The following is a 20,985-nucleotide window of genomic DNA, read 5'->3' as shown; positions in this document are numbered from 1 at the left end:
CCATAGTGGCTGTGTATACTGGCCGACATTTTAACGCCCTGGAACCTCCTTCGATGGTTGCTCACCTGATTGAATTTGCCACTAACCACTATCTGCTCGTCGGTATCTTCGTCGTACTGCTGGCGTTGCTGATCGCTTATCAGATGCAAGGCGGCGGCCGCAGCCTGAGCACCGGTGAACTGACCGGGCTGGTCAACAAGGACGCAGGCGTGGTCATCGACATCCGTTCGGTCAAGGATTTCGCCGCCGGTCACATTGTTGGCGCGTTGAACATTCCTCACGACAAACTGACCGCTCGCATTGCCGAACTGGAAAAGCACAAGGCCAAGACCATCATCCTGGTCGACGCCATGGGCCAGACCGCTGGCACGCATGCCCGCGAACTGATGAAATCCGGCTTCACCGCCGCGAAGCTTTCCGGCGGTATCTCCAGCTGGAAGGGCGACAACCTGCCGCTGGTGAAGTGATATGAGCAACGTCGTCGTCTATTCCAGCGATTACTGCCCTTATTGCTCGCGAGCCAAGTACCTGCTCGAGAACAAAGGCGTGGCCTTCGAAGAGATCAAGGTCGATGGCAAGCCACAGGTGCGCGCCGCAATGGCTCAGAAAGCCGGACGTACGTCCGTGCCGCAGATCTGGATCGGCAGCACCCACGTTGGCGGCTGTGATGATTTGTTTGCCCTGGAGCGCGCCGGCAAGCTCGACGCCATGCTCAAGGCCTGAATTCACCCACCTACAAGACCCAAGATCAGAAAGGATCTGAGATGACTGACCAACAGAACACTGCAGCTAGCGAAGAAGAAACCGCACCGCAATTCTCCTTGCAGCGCATCTACGTACGTGACTTGTCTTTCGAAGCCCCGAAAAGCCCGGCGATCTTCCGCCAGCAGTGGGAGCCGAGCGTCGGTCTGGATCTGAACACCCGTCAAAAGGCTCTGGAAGGCGACTTCCACGAAGTCGTACTGACCTTGTCCGTGACCGTGAAAAACGGTGACGAAGTGGCGTTCATCGCTGAAGTGCAACAGGCCGGGATCTTCCTGATCAAGAACCTGGACGACGCTTCGATGAGCCACACCCTCGGCGCGTTCTGCCCGAACATCCTGTTCCCGTACGCTCGCGAAACCCTGGACAGCCTGGTGACCCGCGGTTCGTTCCCGGCCCTGATGCTGGCTCCAGTGAACTTCGACGCGCTCTACGCACAAGAACTGCAACGCATGCAGGCTGCGGGCGAAACTCCGACCGTTCAGTAAGCGTTTCCAGGCAACACAGCAATTCCAATGTGGGAGCGAGCCTGCTCGCGAATAGGGAGTGTCAGATGACATCAATGTCGCCTGACACATCGCTTTCGCGAGCAGGTTCGCTCCCACATTTGTTATGCGGTGTTACTTGAAACCGAGTTGGCGCCAGCCTTCGTAGACAGCAACGGCCACGGTGTTCGACAGGTTCAGGCTGCGGCAGCCTTCACGCATCGGCAAGCGCAGGCGTTGTTCGCCGGGCAGCGCATCGAGCACTTCTGCCGGCAGACCACGGCTTTCCGGACCGAACAGGAACGCGTCGCCCTCGGCGAAGCTGGCATCGTGGAATGGCCGCGAACCCTTGGTGGTGAAGGCGAACAGCCGTGGATGACCAAGGCTCTCCAGACAGCTGGCGAGGTCCGCGTGGCGTTGCAGGGTGGCATACTCATGGTAATCGAGGCCGGCCCGGCGCAAGCGCTTGTCATCCATCTCGAAGCCCAGCGGTTCGATCAAATGCAGGTGGCAGCCACTGTTGGCGCACAGCCTGATAACGTTGCCGGTATTCGGCGGAATTTCTGGTTGAAAAAGGATGACGTGAAACATGCACGGCTCCGAAGGTAAAGATGACCGGCATTCTACGCCGGAAGCGGATCCGCGTTCGAAGCTATTCCCGCGAGTGATGGCTTCGCTGGCGATTGTCGGGCTGATGGTGGGGTTGATGATCGGTCGCCTGACCACGCCCGACCCCAGCGAATTGCAGCAGGTCGAGGTGACGAACGATGGTCTGGTGGTGTGGTTCAACAACGAACCCAAGACCCACGGCGAAGTCGTGGACGGCAGCCTGGCGCTGCTGTTCGACGCTGAGGGCAAGGCGCAGAAAGGTCAGCTCAAGCTCAACGACAAGAGCGTGAACTGGCGGGTGCGTTTGAGTGATGGGGGGTTGTTGCTGACGGTGGTGGCGGCCCGGCCGCTGCAAGGCGAGTGGGCCGGCAGCGAGGTCGACGACCGCTGGCGGCTGGAGATCCATCTCCGAGAGGAATAAAAGAGGGAATCCCCGGCCTGCCTGTACCAAGGTTCCCAAAACGGGAGGGCTCGCGCATTGCGTCGTGAGCCCGGTGTAAAGAAGGAACCCCTGACCTGCCTGTATCAAGGGCCCCAAAACTGGGTGGGCTCGTCGCTTGTGCGGTGTGAGCCCGGTGTAAAGAGGGGAATCCCCGGCCTGCCTGTACCAAGGTCCCCGAAACTGGGTAGTGAACTGAATCACTGAATGGACTATTGCAGGGGGCGTGCCAGGTTTTAACAAGTTGAAACAGAAACCCGTTTTGACACGCCGAAAGCCCCGTAACTCGGGGCTTTCGTGTTTTTTCGATAGGGGTTCGATTGCGAATGCTGGCGGGATTTCGGCTCAGTTGTCGTGCGCGATTGCGGTTCACGGTGCATTGCGGCGGTGCACAAGGCCCCCAAAAGCATCGCGAGCAGGGCTCGCTCCCACAGTGGATTTTCAGTGTTCCGCCAATGTGCGAACACCATTGAATCCTGTGGGAGCGAGCCTGCTCGCGATTGGATGTAACGGTCAGCGAAGATCTAAAGGCTGCTTAGCCTTCTTCCCCCTCATCATCATCCCCACCATCAACCTTCATCCCCAATTCCTTGATCTTGCGCGTCAGGGTATTACGGCCCCAACCCAGCAAAACCGCAGCGTCGCGGCGGCGACCAGCGGTGTGTTTGAGGGCGGTCTCGATCATGATTCGTTCGAACGCCGGCACCGCGCTGTCGAGCAGGCTCGATTGCCCGCGTGCCAGAGCCTGGTCGGCCCACTGGCGCAACGCTTGCTCCCAGTTAGTCACCGGTGCCGAATCCTGCGGCAAGCTCAGCAGCTCAGGCGGCAAGTCGCTGATGTGCACTTCGCGACCTGAAGCCATCACCGTGATCCAGCGGCAGGTGTTCTCCAGTTGACGCACGTTGCCGGGCCACGGCAGGTTCTTCAGGTATTCCTCGGTTTCACTTTTCAGCAGCTTCGGCTCGACTGCCAGTTCTTGCGCAGCGCGGCTGAGGAAGTGCTTGGCCAGGGTCGGGATGTCTTCGCGACGGTCCGACAGCCGTGGAATATGGATACGGATCACGTTGAGGCGGTGGAACAAATCCTCACGGAATTTCCCGGCATGCACCAGGGTTTCGAGATTTTGGTGAGTCGCGGCGATGATTCGCACATCGACCTTCACCGGCGTATGACCGCCAACACGATAGAACTCGCCGTCCGCCAGCACTCGCAGCAAACGGGTCTGGGTATCCGCTGGCATGTCGCCGATTTCATCGAGGAACAGCGTGCCGCCGTCTGCCTGCTCAAAACGCCCGCGGCGCAGGTTGGCCGCGCCGGTGAACGCACCTTTCTCATGGCCGAACAGCTCGGATTCCATCAAGTCTTTCGGGATTGCCGCCATGTTCAGCGCGATGAACGGCGAGGCCGCCCGTGGGCTGTGACGGTGCAGGGCGTGGGCCACCAGTTCTTTACCGGTACCGGATTCGCCGTTGATCAGCACGGTGATGTTGGAGTGGCTCAAGCGCCCGATGGCGCGAAACACTTCCTGCATCGCCGGCGCTTCGCCGATGATTTCCGGGGTGCGGGTCAGGGGTGGAACGACTTCCATGCCTTGCTGTTCCTGAGCATGCTGGTTGGCACGCTTGACCAGGGACACCGCTTCGTCGACATCGAACGGCTTGGGCAGGTATTCGAATGCACCGCCCTGATAGGACGCGACAGCGCTGTCCAGATCGGAGTGCGCGGTCATGATGATCACCGGCAGCCGTGGGTGTTGTTCGCGAATCCGCGCCAGAAGGTCCAGGCCGCTGGCGCCGGGCATGCGGATGTCGGAGATAATCACGTCCGGCTGCTGGCGCGCCAGGCGGCTCATCACGCCATCGGCGCTGTCGAAGCTTTGCGTGGTCATGCCTTCTTGTTGCAAGGCCTTTTCCAGGACCCAACGGATAGAACGGTCGTCATCGACGATCCACACGGTTTCACTACGGCTCATGTCGATGTGGCTCCTTGTTCCAGTGGCAGAAAGATCGAGAAGGTGGTGTGGCCTGGATGGCTCTCACATTCGATCAGGCCCTGGTGCTGGCTGATGATGTTCTGGGTAATGGCCAGGCCCAGCCCGGTACCGTCCGGACGGCCGCTGACCATGGGAAAGAAGATGGTTTCCTGCAGCTCCGCGGGAATGCCTGGGCCGTTGTCGATGATTTCGATCTTGGTCACCAGGCGATGGCGCACATGGCCGATGGTGAACTGGCGCATGGCGCGGGTGCGAAGGCTGATGCGGCCCAGGCGCAGCTCGTTCTGGCTGCTGATGGCCTGCATCGCGTTGCGCACGATGTTCAGGACCGCCTGAATCATTTGCTCGCGGTCGATCAATACGTCGGGAATGCTTGGGTCGTAGTCGCGCACCAAAGTGATGCAGCCCTGGCTTTCGGCCTCTACCAGATGGCAGACGCGTTCCAGCACTTCGTGGACGTTGCACATGGCCAGCGACGGCAGCTTGTTGGAGCCGAGCATGCGATCCACCAGGTTTCGCAGGCGATCGGCTTCTTCAATGATGACGTTGGTGTAGTCGCGAAGGCTTTCTTCCGGCAGTTCGCGGGCGAGCAACTGGGCCGCGCCGCGAATCCCGCCGAGCGGATTCTTGATTTCGTGAGCGAGGCCGCGCACGAGCATCTTGCTGGTTTCCTGCTTCGACAGCTGAGCCTCTTCCTTGGTGATCCGCAGCAGGCGGTCACGGGGATGGACTTCCAGCAGAAGCATGGTGGCGCCGTTGGCCAGGATCGGCGTTACCGCGTAATCGACGGTCAGCGTCTGGCCGGTGAGGGCGGTGAGCATCGCTTCGCGCTTGGTGAACGGGTGCGCCTGCTCGACCGCCTGGCGCAAGGAATTGAGCGCCTCGGTGGATTCGGTGAACAACTCACTGATGAACTGCCCATGGCTGCGCTGGCCGCTGATGGCCAAGAGCATCTCCGCCGCCGGGTTCATGTACTCGAGGCGCAGTTCGGCGTCGAGCAGAATGGTTGCGGTGGTCAGGTTGTCGAGTAACAGACGGTGCAGTGCGTCACTGATGGTCATTAGGACCTCTTTTGGAGCAGGGCATGCGCGTGAATAACGCGCTGATACGAGGAAAATGCAAAAACCAAACCAAGGCTCCGAAAAGAAGCGTGAAAGGCCTAAAACGGGCGTTTGACGCTCGTTTGCGTGGCGTTCTGCCAGCTTTGGCGGGTACTTTCGAACCAAAATGGGTTGAGATGTGGGTACGGTGCAACTCATTGCACCAATATAGTGCGAAAGCCTGGGCGAGGTTAGAAGAAGCGCAAGAAGGGATTTTTTTTCTCGACGGGTTTGTCTTTGAGCGGACATTCCGGCCGTTGGCCGTAGTCGGTGAGCGCACAGGGTTTGATTTGGCGTTTCTGCGCGAGGGAGATACGCAGCATTTGGAGCGGTTGATTGGCTGTGCGTTCGACAGTGCGGCCCTGTTCGTCGAGGATTTCCACCGACAGGTTGTGGCTGCCGCGATCGATGTTGCTCAGGGCGAATACTGGGCTGGGGCCGGGTTCGGCGGTGGGTCGACCGTCCAGTAACAATCGGTAGCGGTGGCCGCGTTGCAGGCCGGGTTCGCTGGTGACACTGACGATCAGTTCGCCGCCGCTGCTGTGAATTGTGGCATCGGGCTCCGGCACCAAAACGCGGAGCATGTCGTAGTGGAAGAGTGGTTTGGCTTCGGTTTCTTTCGCCGCCGCCATCGGGGTTGCGCCGGTCGGGTTGGCCGACATGCGATTGCTTGTCCCCATCGGCACACGCTTGGCGTTCCCGGAGCCCGGCTGATCGGTGAAGACCCGATTGCCCTGGGCGTCGACGTAGGTAAAGACCTCGGCCGACGCGGGCAGGGCGATCAAGCACGCGATCAGCAACCAAAGTTTCACGGCTTATGCACCCGTTGTACGGTGAAGGTCACGCTCGGACTCTGCTGAACGATGTCTTCCCCATCGATCACCTGCACCGCGAGGCTATGGGTGCCGCGATCAATGTTGACCAGTTGCAGGATCGGCACATTGCTCGGCTGGCCGTAAGGCTGATCGTCCAGCAATAGCCGAAACAGATGTGGGCCTTGCAGGCGCGGTTTGATCAGTACATTGACGGTGAAAGTGCCGTTGTTGGCGCGTAGGGCTTCGGTGGTGGGCAGGCCGGACAGTTCCAGTACCTCGTAGGCGCTGCGGGGTTGCTCGGTGGTGATGGCTTCGGGAGATGGGGCGGCAGGTGCCTGGGGTTCAACACTATTGAGCGGTGGCAGTTCGACCGGCTGCGCCTTCACGCCGTCCGGCGGTTGATTGCTGTAAGCGGTATTGCCGGCGGCGTCGGTGTACTTATAGATCTGCGCTGCGGCGGGCAGGGCGATCAGCAGCAACATCAAGAGAAAACCACGACCCATAACATCGACCAAAAGCGAAAGCATTGGGTTGCAGCATAGGTCAGGGGCGGCGGTTGACCCAAGTTGTAAACATTTGGGAATGATTTCCCAGATCCCCCAAACACCACAGATCCCCTGTGGGAGCGAGCCTGCTCGCGATGAGGCCGTGTCAGTCGATAGAGATGTTGACTGAAAGACCGCTATCGCGAGCAGGCTCGCTCCCACAGGAGTGCGGCGTGCCGCTGAATCCCGGGCATAAAAAAGGCCTCCCGAAGGAGGCCTCTTTTTTGTCACGCCGCTTGCGCAGGCGCTACCGGATCAGCAGCTGTAGTACAGCTCGTATTCCAGTGGGTGTACGAAGGTACGAACCTTGATTTCTTCTTCGCTTTTCAGGGCGATGTAAGCGTCGATGAAGTCGTCGCTGAAAACGCCACCTTTGGTCAGGAACGCACGACCTTTGTCCAGCTCTTCCAGGGCTTCTTTCAGGCTGCCGCAAACTTGTGGGATCTCTTTCGCCTCTTCAGGCGGCAGGTCATACAGGTTTTTGTCAGCTGCGTCGCCAGGGTGGATCTTGTTCTGGATGCCGTCCAGGCCAGCCATCAACAGTGCAGCGAAGCCCAGGTACGGGTTAGCTGCTGGATCCGGGAAGCGAGCTTCAATGCGGCGAGCGCGAGGGCTGGACACGTAAGGAATACGGATCGAAGCGGAACGGTTGCGAGCCGAGTAGGCCAGCATCACTGGAGCTTCGAAACCTGGGACCAGACGCTTGTAGGAGTTGGTCGACGGGTTGGTGAAGCCGTTCAGTGCCTTACCGTGCTTGATGATGCCGCCGATGAAGTACAGAGCGGTATCGGACAGGCCGGCATAGCCTTCGCCAGCGAAGGTGTTCTTGCCATCTTTGGCGATGGACAGGTGAACGTGCATACCCGAACCGTTATCGCCGTACAGCGGCTTAGGCATGAAGGTCGCGGTGCGGCCGTATGCATCGGCAACGTTGTGTACGCAGTACTTCAGGGTCTGAACTTCGTCAGCCTTGGCGACCAGGGTGTTGAACTTCACACCGATTTCGTTCTGGCCGGCAGTTGCCACTTCGTGGTGGTGAACTTCGATGACCAGGCCCATTTCTTCCATGGCGTTGCACATGGAGGTACGGATTTCGTGGTCGTGGTCGAACGGCGGAACCGGGAAGTAGCCGCCTTTGACGCCTGGACGGTGGCCTTTGTTGCCGCCTTCCACGTCCTGGTCGGACATCCACGAACCTTGTTCGGAGTAGATCTTGAACATCGAACCGGAGATGTCGGACTTGAACTTCACTTCGTCGAAGATGAAGAATTCTGGTTCCGGACCAACGAATACGGTGTCACCGATACCGGTCGACTTCAGGTATTCCTCGGCGCGCTTGGCGATCGCGCGTGGGTCACGGTCGTAGCCTTGCATGGTCGAAGGCTCGATCACGTCGCAAACCAGGATCAGGGTCGGCTCTTCGGTGAACGGGTCGAGGACGGCAGTGGAGTCGTCCGGCATCAGGATCATGTCGGAAGCCTCGATGCCTTTCCAGCCAGCGATGGAGGAACCGTCGAACATTTTGCCTTCTTCGAAGAAAGCTTCATCCAGCGCGTCGCGAGCCGGCATGGTCACGTGGTGCTGAGTGCCTTTGGTGTCCGTGAAGCGCAGATCAATCCACTTGACGTCATGATCTTTGATGAGTTGAACCGACTTCGACATAGTGTCCTCCGGGTGGCTTCGGGCTTAGTAGTGGATGCCCTTAGAATGTGGGTGATGCCGGCGCGAATACTCTGCCATGGCAACCTGCCTCACAAGGGAGCAAATTGCATGCCAGTGCCCCACCATGGGTTTTTTGCCCCAATATCACGCTTATAAAGGTGCAAAGCGGCACCAGGCTGAAAATACCGCCCTGTAATGTAGCGCTTAAATCGATAAATGACCTGTTTTGGTGCACTAAAAACCTTCTGCACATTAACTGGTTAAACCTTGAGCAATTTCCGCTATAATCCGCGCCCCCCTTTTTCGGCTGGCCCAGCGCGCGCTGTTTTCATGAAACTAATCGTAAAAGTCTTCCCCGAGATCACCATCAAGAGCCGCCCGGTACGGATGCGTTTCATCCGCCAGTTGGCCAAAAATATCCGCACCGTGCTCCGCGACCTGGACTCGGCCGTGGTGGTGAACGGTGTGTGGGACAATCTCGAGCTGGAAACCCGCGTCAGCGAGCCCAAAGCCTTGAAGGAGATGACCGAGCGCCTGAGCTGCATGCCGGGCATCGCGCATTTCCTGCAGGTCGACGAATACCCGCTGGGTGACTTCGATGACATCGTCGCCAAATGCAAGCAGCACTTCGGTGATGCGTTGGCCGGGAAGATCTTTTCGGTGCGCTGCAAGCGTGCCGGCAAGCATGAATTCAGCTCGATGGACGTCGAGAAATACGTCGGCAGCCAACTGCGTCGTCAATGCGGCGCCGCCGGAATCTCGCTCAGAGAGCCGGAAATCGAAGTTCGCATCGAAATTCGCGACAAACGGTTGTTCGTGATCCACAGCCAGCACAACAGCATCGGCGGTTATCCGCTGGGTGCCCTGGAACAGACGCTTGTGCTGATGTCCGGCGGGTTCGACTCCACCGTTGCCGCTTACCAGATCATGCGCCGCGGGTTGATGAGCCATTTCTGCTTCTTCAATCTGGGCGGACGTGCCCACGAACTGGGCGTCATGGAAGTCGCGCACTTCATCTGGAAGAAGTACGGCAGCTCCCAACGCGTGTTATTTGTCAGTGTGCCGTTCGAGGAAGTACTGGGAGAAATTCTCGGGAAAGTCGATAACAGTCATATGGGTGTGGTTTTGAAGCGTATGATGTTGCGCGCTGCTTCCCGTATTGCCGATCGGCTGGAGATCGAAGCGCTGGTCACCGGCGAAGCGATTTCCCAGGTGTCGAGCCAGACGCTGCCGAACCTGTCCGTGATCGACTGCGTGACCGACAAGCTGGTCTTGCGTCCGCTGATCGCCAGTCACAAGCAGGACATCATCGACCTGGCCAACGAAATCGGCACCGCCGATTTCGCCAAGCACATGCCGGAATACTGCGGGGTCATCTCGGTGAACCCCAAGACCCACGCCAAGCGTCCGCGCGTGGAGCATGAAGAGAAAGAATTCGACATGGCGGTACTTGAGCGTGCGCTCGAGAACGCCAAACTGGTGCCGATCGATCGCGTGATCGACGAATTGGGCCAGGACTTGCAGATCGAAGAAGTCAGCGAAGCGCTGGCGGGCCAGATCATCATCGACATCCGTCACCCGGATGCCGCTGAAGACGAGCCGCTGGAACTCGCTGGCATTGAGGTACAGACGATGCCGTTTTATGCATTGAACGCTCGTTTCAAGGAACTGGACCCTACTCGCCAGTACCTGTTGTATTGCGACAAAGGCGTGATGAGTCGCCTGCATGCCCACCATTTGCTCAGTGAGGGGCATGCCAATGTGCGCGTTTATCGACCGAGCTAAGTGCCCGGGGCTGTTTGCCTGTGGCCTGCGTCACCGGCCCCCCGACGCCGCCGTCAAGCTGTAACGGCTTTGCCGGACTCTACTGTTAATCGCTGCCAAGACTTGTCAGCACACCGAATCCTCTGATCGAGATACACAAGTGATCGAAAATCTACGCAACATCGCCATCATTGCTCACGTTGACCATGGTAAAACCACCCTGGTAGACAAACTCTTGCGTCAATCCGGCACCCTGGAGCGCAACGAGCTCAACGACGAGCGCGTGATGGACTCCAACGACCAGGAGAAAGAGCGCGGTATTACCATTCTGGCGAAAAACACCGCCATCAACTGGAACGGCTACCACATCAACATCGTGGACACCCCGGGCCACGCCGACTTCGGCGGCGAAGTTGAACGCGTAATGTCGATGGTTGACTCCGTTCTGCTGCTGGTTGACGCTCAAGACGGCCCTATGCCGCAAACCCGTTTCGTGACCAAGAAGGCTTTCGAAGCCGGCCTGCGTCCAATCGTGGTCATCAACAAGGTTGACCGTCCGGGCGCACGTCCGGACTGGGTTCTGGATCAGATCTTCGACCTGTTCGACAACCTGGGCGCTACCGAAGAACAACTGGACTTCCAGGTTGTTTACGCTTCGGCCCTGAACGGTATTGCCGGTCTGGAACACACCGCCATGGCGGAAGACATGACCCCGCTGTACCAGGCCATCGTTGACCACGTTCCAGCTCCAAAAGTTGACCGTGAAGGCCCGTTCCAGATGCAAATCTCGGCACTGGACTACAACAGCTTCCTGGGTGTTATCGGCGTTGGTCGTATCGCTCGTGGTCGCGTCAAGCCGAACACTCAAGTTGTGGCTATCGACGTTGACGGCAAGAAGCGTAACGGTCGTATCCTGAAGCTGATGGGTCACCACGGTCTGCACCGTATCGACGTTGAAGAAGCAGCTGCCGGCGACATCGTCTGCATCAGCGGCTTCGACCAGCTGTTCATCTCCGACACTCTGTGCGACCCACTGAACGTCGAGCCGATGAAGCCGCTGACCGTTGACGAACCAACCGTTTCCATGACCTTCCAGGTGAACGACTCGCCGTTCTGCGGTCGTGAAGGCAAGTTCGTCACCAGCCGTAACATCAAAGAGCGTCTGGACAAGGAACTGCTCTACAACGTTGCCCTGCGCGTTGAAGAAGGCGACACCGCCGACAAGTTCAAAGTCTCCGGCCGTGGTGAGCTGCACCTCTCGGTACTGATCGAAACCATGCGTCGCGAAGGCTTCGAAATGGGTGTTGGTCGTCCGGAAGTGATCATCCGTCTGGTTGACGGCGTGAAGCACGAACCGTACGAAAACGTGACCATCGACCTGCCGGAAGAATCCCAGGGCGCGATCATGGAGCAAATGGGTAACCGTAAAGGCGACCTGACCAACATGGTTCCGGATGGCAAGGGCCGTGTGCGCCTTGAGTACAACATCCCGGCTCGTGGCCTGATCGGTTTCCGTAACGAGTTCCTGACCCTGACCTCCGGTGCAGGCATCCTGACCTCGATCTTCGACCGTTACGACGTGATGAAGTCCGGCGACATGTCCGGCCGTCAGAACGGCGTGCTGGTTTCGGTAGCTACCGGTAAGGCTCTGACTTACTCGCTGGAAACCCTGCAAGCTCGCGGCAAACTGTTCCTGGGTCACGGTGAAGACGTGTACGAAGGTCAAATCGTCGGCATCAACAGCCGCGACAACGACCTGGGCGTCAACCCAACCAAAGGCAAGAAGCTCGACAACATGCGTGCTTCGGGTAAAGACGAAACCATCGCTCTGGTTCCGCCTATCCGTTTCACTCTGGAGCAAGCGCTGGAATTCGTTCAAGAAGACGAATTGTGCGAAGTCACTCCTAAGTCCATCCGTCTTCGCAAGAAGATCCTGGGCGAAAGCGAGCGTACCCGCGCTGCGAAAAAGGCCAACTGAGTTTCGACTTAGTTAGCGTCTGAAAAAAAAACGCCCCCGACCGCAAGGTCGGGGGCGTTTTTGTTTGTCTGTGGTTTGTGCCGCGCTTGTTCGGGCCCTTTCGCGAGCAGGCTCGCTCCCACATTGGATAGGTGTTGAACATAGATTAAGTGTCCGCCACGAATCCCCTGTGGGAGCGAGCCTGCTCGCGAAGGGGTTCTGTCAGGCAGCGAGATTCCGGATCAGAACTTCTCGAGCGTGCGACGGCTATTGCTGGTCTCGCGCGCCACTTCTTTGGGCTTGTACGCGCAATACCCCGGCCGTGGGCCGATTTTCGGATGGTTGCGGCAAGTATCCGGGCGCTTATCATAAATAGTGCACAGACGGCTCTTACGATCCAGGTACAGGCAATCGTTGTTGCTCATGCGCTGGAGGGTGAAGATCTCGGACTTCTGGTTGTAACGCTCGACGATCCCTTCCTTCTGCAGGCGCTTGGCGATGTTCTTCGCCGGTTCGCCGCGCTCGAATTCGTCGACGATGCCGATACGGATCAGGTCCTTGATCTTGACCTCGACCGGCAACGTGCAGCAGCTGGACACGCAGGAACCGCACATCGGCGCAGAGTACTTGGCCCAGGTATCGAGGCGATCGATCTCTGCGGCAGCGATCAGGTTGGACTTCATCATCGGTTGTTACCAGCGTGTGCATCAGGGCGCGCGATCATACCGGGACTGGTGGATTTTTGAACAACCTTTCGCCAGTTTTTTTCTGTGCCGCCCAATAACATCGTTAATCCGGCACGGCCCCTGCATTGATTCAGACACATGACAATGTAATGCCGGCCTATCTCGCACTAACAGGAAAAACTGCCGAACCAGAGCCTCTAACGCCTGTCAGACCGTCTAGGCTCAGACAACTCAAAGCTCGCTCGAGGTCCTATCGATGACTCAAGAACCACTTGTTCGCGAAGCAGAGGTGGCCGCATTCCGCGACGCCGTCTTGACCAAACTCACCTACGCGGTGGGCAAAGACCCGGATCACGCCTTCGACCACGACTGGTTCGAAGCCATTGCGTTGGCAGCGCGCGATCACATGGTCGAGCACTGGATGGATCACACCCGGCAGATCTATCGCAAAGGTCAGAAACGGGTTTACTACCTCTCCCTGGAATTTCTCATCGGCCGGCTGCTCTACGACAGCCTGAGCAACCTTGGCCTGCTCGACGTGGCCCGCGAGGCGCTGACCGAACTCGGCGTCGACCTGGAACGCATCCGCCTGTTGGAGCCCGACGCGGCCCTGGGCAACGGCGGCCTGGGTCGTCTGGCCGCGTGCTTCATGGAAAGCATGTCGACGCTTGGCATCGCCGGCCACGGCTACGGCATTCGTTATGAACACGGCTTGTTCCGTCAGGCCATCGTCGATGGCTGGCAGCAGGAGCAGACCGAACACTGGCTGGATTTCGGTAACCCTTGGGAGTTCGAACGGCCAGAGGTCGTCTACCCGATCGGCTTTGGCGGCAGTGTCGAAACCGTCACCGACGAAAGCGGCAAGTCCAAGCAGGTCTGGTCCCCGGCGGAAACCGTGCGTGCCATTGCTTACGACACCCCTGTGGTCGGCTGGCGCGGGGCGAGCGTCAATACGCTGCGCCTGTGGCGCGCCCGTGCGATGGAAGACTTGCACCTTGAACGCTTCAACGCCGGTGACCATTTGGGCGCTGTCGCAGAAGTGGCCCGAGCAGAAAGTATCTCGCGCGTCCTCTACCCGGCGGACAGTACCGAAGCCGGCCAGGAACTGCGTCTGCGTCAGGAATACTTCTTCGTCGCCGCGTCCTTGCAGGACTTGCTGCGCCGCCATCGCAACATGCACACCTCGGTACTGACCCTGGGCGATCATGCAGCGATTCAGCTCAACGACACTCACCCCTCGATTGCCGTGGCCGAGCTGATGCGCCAGTTGGTCGATGTGTACGACGTCGCGTGGGACGCGGCGTGGCAGGTCACCGTCGACACGCTCTCCTACACCAACCACACGCTGTTGCCGGAAGCGCTGGAAACCTGGCCGGTCGGTTTGATGGAGCGGATGCTGCCGCGGCACATGCAGATCATTTACCTGATCAACGCCCAGCACATCGACTCGTTGCGCGCCAAGGGCGTGCATGACTTCGACGTGCTGCGCGCGGTGTCGCTGATCGAGGAAGACAACGGCCGCCGCGTGCGCATGGGCAACCTCGCGTTCCTCGGTTCGCACAGCGTCAACGGCGTATCCGGCCTGCATACGCAACTGATGCGCAAAACCGTGTTCTCGGAACTGCACAAACTCTACCCGGACCGGATCAACAACAAGACCAACGGCATCACCTTCCGCCGCTGGCTCTATCAGGCCAACCCGGAACTGACGTCGATGATAGTCGACGCCCTCGGCCCTGATCTGCTGGACAACCCTGAAGAACGCCTGCTCGACCTGGAACCGTTCGCCGAGAAAGCCGCGTTCCGCAAGGCCTTCGCCGAGCAGCGCCTGCACAGCAAGAAAGCCCTGGCGTACATCATTCATGAACGACTGGGCGTCGCGGTCAACCCGGCCGCAATGTTCGACGTGCAGGTCAAGCGGATCCACGAATACAAACGTCAATTACTCAACCTGCTGCACACCGTCGCGCTGTATCAGGCGATTCGCGCCGAGCCGGAAATCGACTGGGTGCCGCGAGTGAAGATCTTTGCGGGTAAAGCGGCGGCCAGTTATCACCAGGCCAAGCTGATCATCAAGCTGACCAACGACATCGCCCGGGTGGTGAACAACGACCCGACCGTGCACGGTTTGCTCAAAGTGGTGTTCCTGCCCAACTACAACGTCAGCCTGGCTGAGAGCATCATTCCGGCGGCGGATTTGTCGGAGCAGATTTCCACCGCCGGCTTCGAGGCCTCGGGCACCAGTAACATGAAGTTCGGCCTCAACGGGGCGTTGACCATTGGCACTCTGGACGGCGCCAACGTGGAAATGTGCGAGCGCATCGGCGTCGAACACATGTTCATCTTCGGCCTCAGCGCGCAGCAGGTTGAGGCGCGTAAGCAGAACCATGAGTTCAACGCGACGCCGGACATTGCCGCGTCCCATCGGCTCAATGACGTGCTGCAGGCGATTCGCGGCGGGGTGTTCTCGCCGGATGATCCGTCCCGTTACGCAGGATTGATCGATTCGCTGATTGACTACGACCGCTTCCTGGTCTGCGCCGACTTCGATTCTTACTGGGACGCGCAGATGCGCGTTGAAGCCCATTGGCACGATTCTCAAGCATGGTGGCGTTCGGCGGTGTTGAGCACCTCCCGGATGGGGTGGTTCTCGTCTGACCGGACCATTCGTGAGTACGCCACGGAGATCTGGAAAGCGCTGGAATAACTTTTAGCAATAATTGCGAGCCAGGCCCGGCGGTTATTGGGTCTGGTCGATATACTAAGCCCCAGTTTCACCGGGCAGCACGCACTGGCAATTCATTGTGGGAGCGAGCCTGCTCGCGATAGCGGACTTACATTCAACATTACTGCTGAATGTAAATGGCCCCATCGCGAGCAGGCTCGCTCCCACAGGTTTGTGTGGTTTCACACTAGACTCAGCCAAATGCTGCTTTGCCCGGATTCGCCCCGCAGCGGGGCCGCTTAGGGATATCGACCATGCAATGGATGTTCATGCTGATTGGGCTGGTGCTGGGCTGGATACTCGACGAGTCGTTCAGCGATGCGCTGTTGGGCGCGCTGCTCGGGTTGGGTATTGGCCAGGCCATTCGCATTGGCCGCTTGGGTTCACAGGTTGCCGAGCAACGTCAGTTACTTGGTCAGGCTCAAGTCGCGCTGAATGCGGTACAGCAACGGCTGTCATTGCTGGAAGTGTCAGGCGTTACAACGTCGGAAACCCATGAACTCGTGCCATCCCCTGAGTTCACGCTCGACGAAATCCCTGCCGAGACCCCGGAACTGATCTGGGAACTCCCCCCCGAAGTCGAACCGATTCCGGTGGCTGCCGCCGAAACCGGTCGTGCGCCGCCTGCGGATGCCTGGAAACCCGAACCGGTTACCCGCGAACCGCAACAACCCGCGATCCCTCGCGGCCCCAATTTTATCGAGCGGGCCATCAGCGCTGCGCGCAACTGGCTGTTTGGCGGCAACACCGTGCTGCGGGTCGGCGTGGTGCTGTTGTTCCTCGGCCTGGCGTTCCTGCTGCGTTACGCCACCGAAGGCATGGTGGTGCCGATCGAATTGCGTTACGCCGGTGTTGCGGCGGCAGCATTGGGCCTGCTGGGTCTGGGTTGGTGGCTCAGAACACGCAACGCTAATTACGCATTGATGCTGCAAGGCACCGGGATCGCCGTGCTGTACCTGACGGTGTTTGCCGCGATGCGTCTGCATCCGCTGCTCGATCCCACGGCGGCGTTAGGGTTGCTGGTGGCGGTGACGGTGTTCTCGGCGATTCTCGCCATCACTCAGGACGCGTTGGGCCTGGCCGCTGCTGCTGCACTCGGCGGGTTTGCCGCGCCGATCCTGACCTCCACCGGCGCCGGTAACCATGTCGCGCTGTTCAGCTACTTCGCCTTGCTCAACGCCGGCATTCTCGCCATCGCGTGGTTCAAGGCCTGGCGGTTGCTCAATCTGATCGGTTTTGTCGGCACCTTCGGCATCGGTTTCGCCTGGGGCCTGCGCTCCTATACCCCGGAACTGTTGTGGAGCACCGAGCCGTTCCTGATCCTGTTCTTCCTGATGTACCTGGCCATCGGCTTGTTGTTCGCCCGGCGCAAGTTGCTGGAAATGAGCGACGCACCCGAAGACGACAGCCGCGAAGCGCTGCTGCGTTGGTCGGCGCGCAAGGGTGACTATGTCGACGGCACGATGCTGTTCGGGCCGCCGCTGGTGGGCTTCGGGTTGCAGTTCGCGTTGGTCCAGCATTTGGAGTTCGCCGCGGCGTTCAGTGCATTGGCGCTGGGCATGATCTACATGGGCCTGGCGCGCCTGCTGATGGGTGGTCGAGCGCTGCTGCTGGCGGAAACGTGCCTGGCACTGGGGGTGATCTTCGCCAGTCTGGCCATTCCGCTGGGGCTCGACGCTCGTTGGACGGCGGCCGCCTGGGCCGTTGAAGGTGCCGGTATCTTTTGGCTCGGTTTGCGTCAGCAACGCCCATTGGCCCGAGCCTTCGCGTTGCTGCTGCAACTGGGCTCGGCGCTGGCGTTTCTGGGTGAGCTGCGGTTTGGCGAGAGCAGTCTGCTCGAAGGCGCACCGCTCGGTGCGTTGATGCTCGGTGTGGCGCTGCTGTTCAGCTTCTACCAGTTGCGCAACGCCTTGCCCGAGCAGGCATCGGAGTGGGAGCGCAAAGGCTTGCCGGTGTTGGCCTGCCTGGGCCTGACCTTCCTTTATCTGCTGGCGCCACTGTTCTTCTTCACTCACGGTACCGCGATCAGTTGGGCGTTGGCCGGGCTGGCAACCTTGTTTGTCGGCCTGCGTCTGCAATCGCGCACCTTCCTGTTCACGGCATTTGCCGTGCAGTTGCTGGGCGGCGCGTTGTTTCTGCTGCGGTTGCAAGGTTCCAGCAGTGAGTCCGCGGCGGTGTTCAGCGCCGGTTGGAGCGGTTTGCTGAGCGTCTCCCTGATCGGGTTGGCGTTGATTGCCGGCATGCTCCTGGCCGCTCGCGATGAGATGGTGCGCAGCGACGTTCGGTTAATACGCGGCTTGTCGGTGGTGTTGCTGGCCGGTCTGGTGCTGATCAATCTCGCTGTGCTGTTCGTGCTGCCGTGGCAAACCGCGAGCGCGGTGTGGGCGGCCAGCGGGCTGTTCATCATTTGGCTCAGCCTGTACTTGAAGCAGCGCGTGAGTTTTGTCTTCGGTCTGTTGTTGCAACTGATCGGTGGCGCGGCGTTCCTGTTGGCCGGGCCTGATTGGCTCGGGCCGCTGACCAGCGACGGTCTGAAACCACTGGCTCACAGCGGTTTCTGGACGCCGTGGGTGTTGGGCCTGGCCGCGATGGTCGGGGCCTGGCGCTTGCAGCTTGGCAACCATGCTTCGGCGTTTGATGCGTTGAGCTTGCAGCGCTTGTCCGAAGTCTTGCTGGTGTGGGGCGCGGGGTGGTGGGCGCTGGCGTGGGTCAGTGAAGTGCTGCGTTTTGCACCGTTGAGCCTGCAGGCAACCTTGTTGCTGGTCGTCGCGGCGGTGAGCGTTGCGCTGTGGATGGTGTTGGCGCTGCGCCTGAAATGGCCGTCGCTGGGATTACTTTGTACGTTGCTGATCCCCGCTACCGGCGTCGTGTTGCTTGCCGCTTGGCATTCGCGTTATCACCCGGCGGCCCATTTCGGTTGGTTAGCGTGGACGGCTGTGTTCGTCGTGCATTTCATCTCACTGCAACGTCTGGCGCCGATACTGCCGGCGCGTGCCTTGAGCACCGCCCATGTGCTCGGCTGCTGGCTGTTGATCGGCGTGCTGGCCCTGGAGTTGCGTTACGGCCTGTTGCTGTTGTCCGAGCAGTACAATGCCTGGCGCTGGTTGGGTTGGGCGATTCTGCCGAGCCTGTATCTGGTGCTGATGGCTGCGCCACGCGCCTGGCCTTGGCCGGTGTCGGCGTATTCCCGCGAGTACCGGCTCTATGCCGCGGCGCCTCTGGCGTTGTTGATGCTCGGCTGGTTCTGGTTGGCGAACGTCGTCAGCGACGGCACCGCCGAACCGCTGCCCTACGTGCCGCTGATCAATCCGTTGGAGTTGGGCCTGCTGTTTGCATTGTTCGGCGTTTACGTGTGGTCGCGCAGCGCCGTGATGCAACTGGCGATCCGCAAGGATTATTTTGATCACGCTACGCAACTGATCGCTGGCGTCTCACTGTTCGCCTTCTTCACCGCGTTGGTGATGCGCACGGCTCATCATTGGGGCGGCGTGCCATTCGAGCTGGATGCGTTGCTCGAATCCATGCGGGTGCAGGCCGGTCTGTCCATCGTCTGGACCTTGATGGCACTGAGTCTGATGATCGGCGGCCATCTTCGTCATCGCCGTGAAGTCTGGCTGATCGGCGCGGTGCTGATTGGCGTGGTCGTGGCCAAACTGTTCTTTGTCGAATTGAGTAACCGCGGCGGACTCGCCCGGATCGTGTCGTTTATCGGCGTTGGCGTGTTGCTGTTGGTGGTGGGCTATTTCGCCCCGTTGCCGCCCAAGCGCTTTGAGGCTGTGCCGGATGCTGAAAAACCGGCCCCGGAAACCGAAGGAGTGTCGTCTTGAGTCAGAAGCTGAACCTGGGCTGGTTGGGCGCTGTTGCGCTGGGTATGACGTTGTCGGCCGGCGCCCAGGAAAAACCGGCGGACTTCGCCACGCAAGTGCCGTTGTCCGTGAGCGGTGAGGGCCCGTGGTATCGCCTCGAATTGCCCTTGGCTGTGCAATTGAACGCGCGGCAAACCGATCTGAGTGATGTGCGTGTGTTCAATGCTGCGGGTGAGGCTCAGGCCTACGCTCTGGCTCGGGAACCCGCGCAGACCCGCGAAAACCGTACCCTGACCGATGTGAAGTGGTTCCCGCTGTACAACTCGGCGGACGCCACCGAGCGCGCGCCGAGCGTGCGGGTGCAATCGAGCGCCAACGGCACGCTGGTCGAAGTGCAGCCGTCCAGTCAGCTGGAAGCTGGCGAAGAAGTGCTGCGCGGCTGGTTGCTCGACGCCAGCGGCATCAAGGCGCCGTTGCAGCAATTGATTCTCGACTGGACCAGCGAGCGCGATGGCTTCCAGCGCTTCAGCATTGAAGCCAGTGACGACTTGCAGCATTGGCAGTCGTGGGGTGATGGGCAGGTGGCGCGGTTGACGTTTGCCGACGAACGGGTCGAACAGCATGAAATCGGCCTGCCGGGGCAATCGGCACGCTATCTGCGCTTGCTGTGGAACACGCCGCAATCGGCACCCGTGCTGACGTCGGCACAACTGGAAAGCACTCGAAGCCTGCCGCTGCCGTTGGTCTGGTCGCAACCGTTGGCCGGTAGCAGCGCGAAGGGCGGTGAATACACCTGGCAATTGCCGATGGGACTGAACGTCGAGCGCGTGCAGGTCGAGTTGAGCCAGCCCAACAGTCTGGCGCCCGTGACCTTGTCCGGCCGTCGAGAAAGCAGCTTGCCGTGGCAGACGCTGAGCACCGGTTTGCTGTATCGACTGACCCAGAATGGCCAGGACGTGGTGCAGAACGAATTGCAGCTGCCAGGGCAAACCGTGCAGCAGTTGAAGCTGACGGTGGACGAGCGTGGCGGCGGTCTGGGAGCCGAAGCGCCGACGGTGCGGTTTGCCGTGCGTTCGACGCAATTGGTGTTTCTGGCGCGCGGGGCCGGGCCTTATACACTGGCGCTGGGGAGTGCGACGGTGAAGGCGGCGAACCTGCCGTTGGCGACGTTGATTCCGGATTACAGCGCGGCGAAGTTGGCGGCGTTGGGCAAGGCTACGGTGGATGGCGGGGCGGTGGCGACACCGGCGTCGACCGTGACAACGGCGGCGACGGACACGAACTGGAAGAAGTTCGGGTTGTGGGCGGTGTTGCTGTTGAGTGTTGTGTTCCTGGCAGCGATGGCGTTCAGCTTGTTGCGCAAGCCACCTGCCAATACCTGAAAACGGGTGCTGCGCACCCGATCGCGAGCAGGCTCGCTCCCACATTGGAATGCGCACATCTGTGGGAGCGAGCCGGCTCGCGATAGCGGTCGATCAGTCAACAAAAATGCTGAAATAGCGGCTATTCCCCGGACCACATCCCGTCCGTTTCGAACTACGCTCAACCCGGCACATGAACTCTATCGGGTGTAACACGTCTGATAGGAGGAAATGCGCCCCGACTCGCGTTAAACTGCGCGGGTTTTTAGCCCCCCA

General features: G+C 59.8%; 16 protein-coding genes. 9 read left to right on the top strand and 7 right to left on the bottom strand.

Annotation, left to right across the window (positions count from 1 at the left end):
• The first annotated feature begins 53 nt into the window (after positions 1-53).
• From ACYZUD_RS22135 to secB, 3 genes are read left to right on the top strand one after another with little or no spacing between them, the layout of a single operon-like run.
• A complete protein-coding gene (locus ACYZUD_RS22135; RefSeq protein ID WP_462020144.1) occupies positions 54-467 on the top strand; it encodes a rhodanese-like domain-containing protein in 414 nt (137 codons plus the stop codon).
• A gap of 1 nt (position 468) precedes the next feature.
• On the top strand, positions 469-723 hold the full coding sequence (gene grxC / locus ACYZUD_RS22130) for a glutaredoxin 3 (RefSeq protein ID WP_008149430.1): 255 nt from the start codon (positions 469-471) through the stop codon (positions 721-723).
• A gap of 41 nt (positions 724-764) precedes the next feature.
• The gene (gene secB / locus ACYZUD_RS22125; RefSeq protein ID WP_007949026.1) at positions 765-1,250 is read left to right on the top strand and encodes a protein-export chaperone SecB; all 486 of its coding nucleotides are present in this window, start codon (positions 765-767) and stop codon (positions 1,248-1,250) included.
• A 132-nt stretch (positions 1,251-1,382) separates the two neighbouring features.
• On the opposite strand, the gene ACYZUD_RS22120 is transcribed toward secB, so the two are convergent.
• Positions 1,383-1,838 (bottom strand): tRNA (cytidine(34)-2'-O)-methyltransferase, encoded by a 456-nt coding sequence (locus ACYZUD_RS22120; protein WP_007949025.1) that lies wholly within the window; start codon positions 1,836-1,838, stop codon positions 1,383-1,385.
• Between ACYZUD_RS22120 and ACYZUD_RS22115 the strand changes: the two genes are divergently transcribed.
• Positions 1,837-2,277, top strand: coding sequence for a hypothetical protein (locus tag ACYZUD_RS22115; protein ID WP_462020143.1), 441 nt, complete (start codon positions 1,837-1,839; stop codon positions 2,275-2,277). The two genes, ACYZUD_RS22120 and ACYZUD_RS22115, sit on opposite strands and share 2 nt — an antisense overlap.
• A gap of 553 nt (positions 2,278-2,830) precedes the next feature.
• On the opposite strand, the gene ntrC is transcribed toward ACYZUD_RS22115, so the two are convergent.
• From ntrC to glnA, 5 genes are all read right to left on the bottom strand, one after another.
• Positions 2,831-4,267 (bottom strand): nitrogen regulation protein NR(I), encoded by a 1,437-nt coding sequence (ntrC, locus tag ACYZUD_RS22110; RefSeq protein WP_462020142.1) that lies wholly within the window; start codon positions 4,265-4,267, stop codon positions 2,831-2,833.
• Entirely contained in the window at positions 4,264-5,349 is a 1,086-nt protein-coding gene (gene glnL, locus ACYZUD_RS22105) for a nitrogen regulation protein NR(II) (RefSeq protein ID WP_462020141.1), read from the bottom strand. Before glnL ends, ntrC begins: the two co-directional genes overlap by 4 nt.
• A gap of 230 nt (positions 5,350-5,579) precedes the next feature.
• Entirely contained in the window at positions 5,580-6,200 is a 621-nt protein-coding gene (locus ACYZUD_RS22100) for a DUF4124 domain-containing protein (protein ID WP_462020140.1), read from the bottom strand.
• A complete protein-coding gene (locus ACYZUD_RS22095; RefSeq protein WP_462020139.1) occupies positions 6,197-6,706 on the bottom strand; it encodes a DUF4124 domain-containing protein in 510 nt (169 codons plus the stop codon). Before ACYZUD_RS22095 ends, ACYZUD_RS22100 begins: the two co-directional genes overlap by 4 nt.
• Before the next feature lie 297 nt (positions 6,707-7,003).
• The gene (gene glnA, locus ACYZUD_RS22090) at positions 7,004-8,410 is read right to left on the bottom strand and encodes a glutamate--ammonia ligase (protein WP_010464555.1); all 1,407 of its coding nucleotides are present in this window, start codon (positions 8,408-8,410) and stop codon (positions 7,004-7,006) included.
• Positions 8,411-8,740: 330 nt separating this feature from the next.
• On the opposite strand from glnA, the gene thiI reads away from it, so the two are divergent.
• The gene (thiI, locus tag ACYZUD_RS22085) at positions 8,741-10,195 is read left to right on the top strand and encodes a tRNA uracil 4-sulfurtransferase ThiI (RefSeq protein ID WP_462020138.1); all 1,455 of its coding nucleotides are present in this window, start codon (positions 8,741-8,743) and stop codon (positions 10,193-10,195) included.
• Positions 10,196-10,334: 139 nt separating this feature from the next.
• On the top strand, positions 10,335-12,152 hold the full coding sequence (gene typA, locus ACYZUD_RS22080) for a translational GTPase TypA (RefSeq protein WP_462020137.1): 1,818 nt from the start codon (positions 10,335-10,337) through the stop codon (positions 12,150-12,152).
• 221 nt (positions 12,153-12,373) lie between these two features.
• Here the strand turns inward: typA and ACYZUD_RS22075 are convergent, their stop codons facing one another.
• Positions 12,374-12,814 carry a YkgJ family cysteine cluster protein gene (locus ACYZUD_RS22075; protein ID WP_462025092.1) on the bottom strand — a complete coding sequence of 147 codons (441 nt, stop codon included), beginning with the start codon at positions 12,812-12,814 and terminating at the stop codon, positions 12,374-12,376.
• Positions 12,815-13,073: 259 nt separating this feature from the next.
• On the opposite strand from ACYZUD_RS22075, the gene ACYZUD_RS22070 reads away from it, so the two are divergent.
• The 3 genes from ACYZUD_RS22070 (at position 13,074) to ACYZUD_RS22060 (ending at position 20,730) form a co-directional block, all read left to right on the top strand.
• Positions 13,074-15,524, top strand: a complete 2,451-nt coding sequence (locus tag ACYZUD_RS22070) for a glycogen/starch/alpha-glucan phosphorylase (RefSeq protein ID WP_462020136.1) — start codon at positions 13,074-13,076, stop codon at positions 15,522-15,524.
• Between the two features lie 272 nt (positions 15,525-15,796).
• Positions 15,797-19,369, top strand: a complete 3,573-nt coding sequence (locus tag ACYZUD_RS22065) for a DUF2339 domain-containing protein (RefSeq protein ID WP_462020135.1) — start codon at positions 15,797-15,799, stop codon at positions 19,367-19,369.
• Positions 19,366-20,730 (top strand): DUF3999 domain-containing protein, encoded by a 1,365-nt coding sequence (locus tag ACYZUD_RS22060; RefSeq protein WP_462020134.1) that lies wholly within the window; start codon positions 19,366-19,368, stop codon positions 20,728-20,730. Before ACYZUD_RS22065 ends, ACYZUD_RS22060 begins: the two co-directional genes overlap by 4 nt.
• Positions 20,731-20,985 lie beyond the last annotated feature (255 nt).

The organism is Pseudomonas sp. XS1P51, assembly GCF_054897845.1.
The sequence above is the reverse complement of the archived record's forward strand: the minus strand, read 5'-3'. Positions and strand labels throughout refer to the sequence as shown.